Annotated in this window: 1 protein-coding gene and 1 pseudogene; both read left to right on the top strand. The window is 53.7% G+C overall.

Annotated features, from left to right (window positions below):
- Positions 1-165, top strand: a pseudogene (locus B3V69_RS11685) (50S ribosomal protein L3); the annotation flags it as partial.
- A partial coding sequence (gene rplD, locus B3V69_RS11680; RefSeq protein WP_296446718.1) for a 50S ribosomal protein L4 occupies positions 165-337 on the top strand: 173 nt, incomplete at its 3' end. The pseudogene B3V69_RS11685 and the gene rplD, both read left to right, overlap by 1 nt.

Raw genomic sequence — 337 nt, 5'->3', positions numbered from 1 at the left:
GATGACACGGTCACCACGCAAAACCTCGACGTGATTCGCATTGACGAGGCTCGTCAATTGCTCATGATCAAGGGCGCTGTTCCTGGTTCGGCTGGCGGTTTTGTGACCGTTCGTCCTGCCGTCAAAGTCAAAGCCAAGAATACTGATGCGAAAGGAGCGAACTGATGCAGCTCGAACTCCTGAATGACCAAGGTCAGGCTACTTCAAAATATGAAGCGCCAGAGACCGTGTTTGGTCGCGCTTACAACGAAGATCTGGTGCACCAGGTTGTGGTTGCTTTCCAGGCCAATGCCCGTCAAGGCACACGCGCCCAGAAAGACCGTGAACAGGTCAAGCA

It is taken from the genome of Rhodoferax sp. UBA5149 (assembly GCF_002413825.1).
GTDB lineage: Bacteria > Pseudomonadota > Gammaproteobacteria > Burkholderiales > Burkholderiaceae_C > Rhodoferax.
The sequence above is the reverse complement of the archived record's forward strand: the minus strand, read 5'-3'. Positions and strand labels throughout refer to the sequence as shown.